The 6,648-nt window shown below is 58.5% G+C and carries 5 protein-coding genes; 1 reads left to right on the forward strand and 4 read right to left on the reverse strand.

Going from position 1 to position 6,648, the window contains the following annotated elements; genetic code table 11:
* Positions 1–391: 391 nt before the first annotated feature.
* Positions 392–679, reverse strand: coding sequence for a hypothetical protein (locus tag FF80_RS15960; protein ID WP_035102420.1), 288 nt, complete (start codon positions 677–679; stop codon positions 392–394).
* Between the two features lie 334 nt (positions 680–1,013).
* On the opposite strand from FF80_RS15960, the gene FF80_RS15965 reads away from it, so the two are divergent.
* On the forward strand, positions 1,014–2,693 hold the full coding sequence (locus FF80_RS15965) for an AAA family ATPase (protein ID WP_160172843.1): 1,680 nt from the start codon (positions 1,014–1,016) through the stop codon (positions 2,691–2,693).
* Between the two features lie 145 nt (positions 2,694–2,838).
* Here the strand turns inward: FF80_RS15965 and uvrB are convergent, their stop codons facing one another.
* The 3 genes from uvrB to FF80_RS15980 form a co-directional block, all read right to left on the reverse strand.
* Entirely contained in the window at positions 2,839–5,190 is a 2,352-nt protein-coding gene (gene uvrB, locus FF80_RS15970) for an excinuclease ABC subunit UvrB (RefSeq protein WP_200877223.1), read from the reverse strand.
* 455 nt (positions 5,191–5,645) lie between these two features.
* On the reverse strand, positions 5,646–6,203 hold the full coding sequence (locus FF80_RS21110; RefSeq protein ID WP_052153663.1) for an SH3 domain-containing protein: 558 nt from the start codon (positions 6,201–6,203) through the stop codon (positions 5,646–5,648).
* A gap of 167 nt (positions 6,204–6,370) precedes the next feature.
* Positions 6,371–6,648: peptidase inhibitor family I36 protein (locus tag FF80_RS15980; protein WP_035102423.1), on the reverse strand; the 278-nt coding region annotated here is incomplete at its 5' end.

Here is a 6,648-nt window from a genome sequence, read left to right on the forward strand (position 1 = left end):
GTGTGGTGGGGGAGAAGTTGGTGGGGGGGGAGGAATTAGTCATTCCCTTCTCCCTGGGGGGGTGGGTAAGACTTCACCCAGACCCGCCTTTTGCGCAACTCCCCCTCCCCTTTTGGGGGAGGGGTCGGCCCGTTTGGGCGGGGTGAGGGGGCCTTCCCTTCACCCGGCACCAAGAAAAGGCCCCCTCACCCCCACCCTCTCCCCAAAGGGAGAGGGGGCGATGGCTCCAGTCTCACAGCAAAGCTACAGCATGGTGAATGTTGATTGGTCTTTCTCGCTCAATCGCTCCACCGGAGCGATTTGTCCCTGCGGGCCACTCTTGAGCCCCACAGGGGGAGGGAGGCAGATCGGGGCGCTCCGGCTTCGATTCAGTGCGCCACGGGTAGGCGCCTCAGAGCGGGCGGCGGCGTTTGATGGCGGCGATGCGCTCGGCGTCTTCGGCATTGAGAAAGCGGCCGCGCTCGAGGATTTCGAGCGAATATTCGTCATAGGTCAGCCCCAGCTTCTCGGCCCGCCGCGCGCGCAGCAGGGCGATGTCATAGGGCACATCGAACGCCTGTTTCTGCGCCGCCGCCCATTCGAAATAGGTGCCAATCCCTTTGGCGCCCCAAGGGCGCGGATCATCATCAAGCGGCGGGCCGTTATTGGACAGGCGGGGCGGATCGGCAGGCTCGGTCATGATGGGAATGATCGACCGGGTGGGGTGGAACGTCCAATGAATGTTTTCGATGGCGGGATTGGTCGGGTTTATGGGGCGGTGGAGTGAGGCAGGCAGGACCTTTACAAAATTGGGAGCAAGGCCGCGCCGTTTCGGAGAAGTGGAGGGCAACAGGCCGAGAGTAAGCTACACGGTCTAATAGAAAGGGGAACTGTGCGAGGGGCGGTGTGGCGAGCCGGAAGTGCTGAGCTGCGCGGTGTGGAAACGTTGTGCGAAGTTAAATCGAGGGCTTTGCACGTAGTTCGATATTTCCTAGCCTGAGGCTATGTAGTTTGTTTTGGTAGAGGGGCACTGCGTGCAAATTTCAAACATTAGAATTCGAAATTTTCGTACTATAAAAAATGAAATAACATTTACAGCCCGCAGCGGAATGACAATTGTTGGTCCAAATAATGCTGGGAAATCGAATATACTTAGAGCGATAGGTGTCTTTTTCTCCGGTGTTGAGGCGAACAAATACGATATTTCAACAGACTTATCGCACGGGGTCCACAATGAAAGAACGAGCATAACCGTTTCGTTTGAAGCGAACGAGCCGGAGTTGGATGCCGATTTTGTAAGGCTTCATGAGGAATTACGGAGTTTACATCCAGAGCCGCCGCCGAAGACCTCCGCCATAAATCTCAGTGTGTATTTTACCGAGAAAAATAAGGCGGTGTACTCGTTTTTTCCGAATATTAAACGACCAAGCGGTGCGCCGAATGCTCAGTACTCTAGGGTGCAATCGGATCTCATAGAGAAAATATTTGGTACCTTTAAGGTAATATATATCCCATCAGCGAAAAGTTACGCTGAGATATTTTCTGACGTTGTTTCTCCAGAAATTGTAAAATCAACCAGAGAGATAATATCTAAAGTCGTCCCTGAGGTGAACGACGCCCTTAAAACTATTACAGATATTATGAACAGCACGCTCGATGATTGTGGCATGTTGGGTATATCGACGCGCATAAGCACTGGTCAGCGTGCGCATGCCGACTTCATGTCGGGCGTCGAGCTGCAGATTTCGGATCAGATCGTAACCGAATTCTCGCGGAAGGGCACCGGGGTGCAGTCCGCTGCAATTTTCTCCGCCTTAGTCTGGATCGATCAAGTGCGACGGAGCGAGGGATTGCGACCAATTTGGCTGATTGAGGAACCAGAATCTTATCTGCACCCTGAACTTACGGGGGTAGTGAACCGGCTTTTGCGCAAACTTGGCAGCAGATCTGCAGTGGTAATTAGCACGCATTCTCTCGCATTTGTGCCGACTGATGTTGAGAATGTCGCAGGCTGTGAAATCGAGTCTGGGCGAACGGTTCTTAAGTCATTTGATACATACTATAGAGCGACTGAGAGAATTAGGGGGTCACTCGGTGTAAAATTCTCGGACTACTTTAGTTTGTCTGAGTTTAATGTTGGTGTTGAGGGGCATTCTGACAAATCAATTTTTGAAGCGATATATTTTATATTGCTAACATCTGGGTTTGTCGAAGTTGGCAGGTATCCAAAGCTTGATAACGCGAAATACCTCACGTTTGGTGGTGTTAAGGATCTAACTGCGTTTGTGAAGACCACGTACCCAATGGTGTCCAAGGAGCGTGCGTTCGTATCTGTGTTAGACGGTGATGACGCTGGGGTTAGGTCTAGGCAAGAACTGCAGCAGTTTTTTGGAAACAAGCAAGTCCGATTTGAATCTGGAATGGATTTCCTGTCGGTTCGTAGTGGGTTCGCAATAGAGGGCCTGTTTCCCGATTTATGGGTAACGAATTTGCAGGAAAGGTCGCCGCAGTATTTCAGGTCATACTCTGTCGATGCACAAGGGGGGCTTGAGCCTTTCGCGATATACGACAATCACAAGTCGTCCGCGCAAAACTATTTGATGGAGCGAGCAAGATCTGAGGACCCCTCGGTTTGGGCGTCAAGATTTATCAACGTGTTTGATGCCCTGGAACTTGCGCTCGACAGGCAAAGTAAGGCCCTGAACCCGAGCTAGAAAATCTTCCGACAAACGCTAGAGTGGCCCTACTTTTGCCTTACCCCATCGTGCGGGCCTCTCTTGAGAGGTTTTGCCGCTATGCGGCCGGTTCGAAGTCCACGGGTTTGAGAAAGCGCCCTCGGGTCAAGCCCGAGGGCTTCGGCTAGGAGACCTCTCCCGATAAGGTATCGAGTTCCATTTCACGCAGGCGCTTGACCTCGTCTCTGAGGCGGGCAGCCTTCTCGAATTCCAGATTTGTGGCTGCCTCGCGCATCTGGGTTTCCATGTCTTTGATGACAGCGGCCAGGTTGGCGCCGACTTCGACGCGTTCTTTGCCGTCTTTGCCTTTGCCGATGCTGATCGTGACGTGGTCACGTTCGTAGACGCTGTCGACGATGTCGTGGATGTTGGAGCGGACCGAGGCGGGGGTGATGCCGTGTTCCTCATTATACGCCACCTGCTTTTCGCGGCGGCGGGTGGTTTCGGCCAGGGCGCGCTGCATGGAGCCGGTTTCCTTGTCGGCATACAAGATCACTCGGCCATCGACGTTGCGCGCTGCTCGCCCAATCGTCTGGATCAGGGAGGTTTCGCTGCGCAAAAAGCCTTCCTTGTCGGCGTCGAGAATGGCGACGAGGCCGCATTCGGGGATGTCGAGGCCTTCGCGCAGTAGGTTGATGCCCACCAGCACGTCGAAGGCGCCCAGGCGCAGGTCGCGGATGATTTCGATGCGCTCGATCGTGTCCACGTCCGAGTGCATGTAGCGGACCTTGATGCCCTGTTCGTGCATATATTCGGTCAGGTCCTCGGCCATTTTCTTGGTGAGGACGGTGACGAGGGTGCGATAGCCGGTCTTGATCGTGGTGCGGATTTCGTCGATCACGTCATCGACCTGCGCCTTGGCGGGGCGGATTTCGACCGGGGGATCGATCAGCCCGGTGGGGCGGATGACCTGTTCGGCAAAGACGCCCCCGGTCTGGTCCATTTCCCACTTGCCCGGCGTGGCCGAGACATAGACCGATTGCGGCCGCATGGCGTTCCATTCCTCGAAGCGCAGCGGGCGATTGTCCATGCAGCTAGGGAGGCGGAAGCCGTATTCGGCCAGGGTCGCCTTGCGGCGCAGATCGCCGCGATACATGGCGCCGAGCTGGCCGATGGTGACGTGGCTTTCGTCGACAAAGACCAGGGCATTGTCGGGCAGGTATTCGAACAGGGTCGGGGGCGGCTCGCCGGGGCGGCGGCCAGAGAAGTAGCGGGAATAGTTCTCGATGCCGGCGCAGGAGCCGGTGGCTTCCATCATTTCGAGATCGAAGAGGGAGCGTTGTTCGAGGCGCTGGGCTTCGAGGAACCGGCCGGCGCCGTTGAGTTCCTGCAGGCGCGCGGCGAGTTCGGCGCGGATGGCCTTGATGGCCTGGTTCATGGTGGTGCGCGGCGTCACGTGGTGGGAATTGGCGAAGACGCGGATGAAGGTGAGATCGGCGGACTTTTTGCCGGTGAGGGGGTCGAACTCGACTATCGACTCGATCTCGTTGCCGAACAGGGAGACGCGCCAGGCGGCGGCTTCATAGTGGGCGGGGAAGAGTTCGATCGTGTCGCCGCGGACGCGGAAGGTGCCGCGCACGAATCCGGTGTCGCCGCGCTTGTATTGCAGGGCGACGAGCTTGGCGATGACCTCGCGCTGGTCGATCCTTTGGCCTTTTTGCAGGTCGACGGTCATGGCGGTGTAGTCTTCGACCGAGCCGATACCGTAAATGCAGGACACCGAGGAGACGATGATGACGTCGTCGCGTTCGAGGATGGAGCGCGTGGCCGAGTGGCGCATGCGGTCGATCTGCTCGTTGATGGTGGATTCCTTCTCGATATAGGTATCGGTGCGCGGCACATAGGCCTCGGGCTGGTAGTAATCGTAGTAGGAAACGAAATATTCGACCGCGTTGTCGGGGAAGAAGCTCTTGAACTCGCCATAGAGCTGGGCGGCGAGGGTTTTGTTGGGGGCCAGGATCAGCGCAGGGCGATTGGTCTGGGCGATGACCTGGGCGGCGGTGAAGGTCTTGCCCGAGCCGGTGACGCCGAGCAGCACCTGGTCGGTCTCGCCATTGTTGATGCCTTCGACCAGTTCGGCAATGGCGGTGGGCTGGTCGCCGGCGGGCTTGTAATTGGTGACCATGCGGAAGGGCTGGCCGGCGAGGCGCTTTTCGAGATGGTTCTGCGCCTTGTGCGGCACCCAGGGGGAGCTTCCTTCCACCTCCTTGCGGCCATGCAGGATGATCTGTTCGAGCGCCTTGACGGTGGCGGTGACGCCGACGGTCTGGGCATCTTCGACGGTACGGCTGGAGCCGGATTTGGACTTGGCGCTGAAGACCACGCTCTGCAACTGCGCAGCGGTGTTCTCGTTTTGCGCGCTACGCGCCGCGGGCGATGGCATGTGGCCGAAGCCGGCCTGGGGGCTTTCGCCCATGCCGGAGAAGTCGACGCGATCGACTGAATTGATCTTGGTCTTGGCGGTCTTGGCGGACATGCCGGTGGCGGTGTCGTGGCTCGCCTTGGTGGTGCGGCGCTTTTCGAGCGCGGTCTTTTTCCTGGCGGCCTGGGCAAGCGCCTTGGCGGCATCGGCTTCGGCCTGGGCGGCTTCGGCGGCGAGCTTCTGATCGGCACGGTCGAGCGCGCGCTTGTTCTTCATGCGCTCGGCGTAAAGCGGTTTGCTCGCAGCGATGTCCTCGGCCTTCTCGATCTCGCCGAGAAAGTCGTCGATGGAGAATTCAGCTTTGCCGGGGCGCGCGGATTTGTCGGCCATGAAAAACACCGTTGCTCGGGGGAGCGCTCTAGATGGGGAATTGCACAGCGAAGTGCAATGTTCCGCTGACATTAGCACTCCATGAACGGAGACGGAACAGGGCTGCTGACAGGTGGTGTCAGCACTGAAACGAAAAAGGCCCGCACGAAGCGGGCCTTTTGCGCGAATGCGTGGGGAGATCAATAGACCTTGATCGAGGAGACCGTGCCGCGCAGATAGGTGGGGAGGGCGGGCTTGGACTGCACGATGCGTTCGCAATAGGACTGGAAGTAGCGGTCGCGGCAGGTGGCGACGGAGACGGCGCCGGTCAGCTGCACCGAGGCGAAGCGGTTGTCGAGATTTTGCAGGGCCAGATCGTCGATAGTGGTGCCGCTGTTGAAGCAAGTGGAGGCGCCGGTGAAATTGGTGCCTTCAAAGAAGCAGACGGTGCCGCGGCCATGGGTGATGACGGGCTCGGGATGGCGGCCGTAATCGACATAGAGGCTGGAGGCCCAGCCGCGCTGGTCATTGGCCGCGACGAGGCACCAGTCACGCTGGCAGCGCAGCACCCGGATCGGGGTTTCGGCGGGGATGTGGCCGATTACGGCGAAGGAGCGATCGGGTCCGGAGGCCAGGACCAGGGGCTTCACGCTCCAGGCGTGCGTGCCGGCTTCGCCAGCGGCAAGGCTGGCCGAGGCGGCGCCAAGCAGCATGACAATGGCCAGGCAGGCCGAAACGAGAGTGGTGACAAGACGCATGATGGGGTCCTCGCGAGCAAAGCGCGGGCAACCTAGCGCGCCGCCGCCCGATCTCCAAGCCCCGGATGCATAAAGAAAGGGTGGTGTTGGGCTTGAAGGACGTGAGGTGAATTCCGGTCCCTCCCCTCTGAGGGGAGGGAGGCTATCCTACGAATACTCGTGTAGGCCTAGCGGACGCGGATGGAGGCGATGTAGTCGTCGAAATCGCCGAGCGAGCTGGCGCTGGTGGTGTAGACACGGCAATTGCGGAAATTGGGTTCCGAGCAGACCTGAACCTGCAGCCCTTCGGGATTGTCGATGGAAGAAATGCGGTCGGCCCAATAGCGCAGATCGCGATTGGCCTCGCCAGCCTCGAGGCAGAATCTGTCGCCGCGCATGCGGGTGCGGTCGAAGAAGCAGACTTCGGGGTAGAAGGCGGGCGGCTGGATGATGGGCGGGCGCGGGG

Source organism: Devosia sp. LC5 (genome assembly GCF_000735585.1).
Classification (GTDB): Bacteria; Pseudomonadota; Alphaproteobacteria; order Rhizobiales; family Devosiaceae; genus Devosia.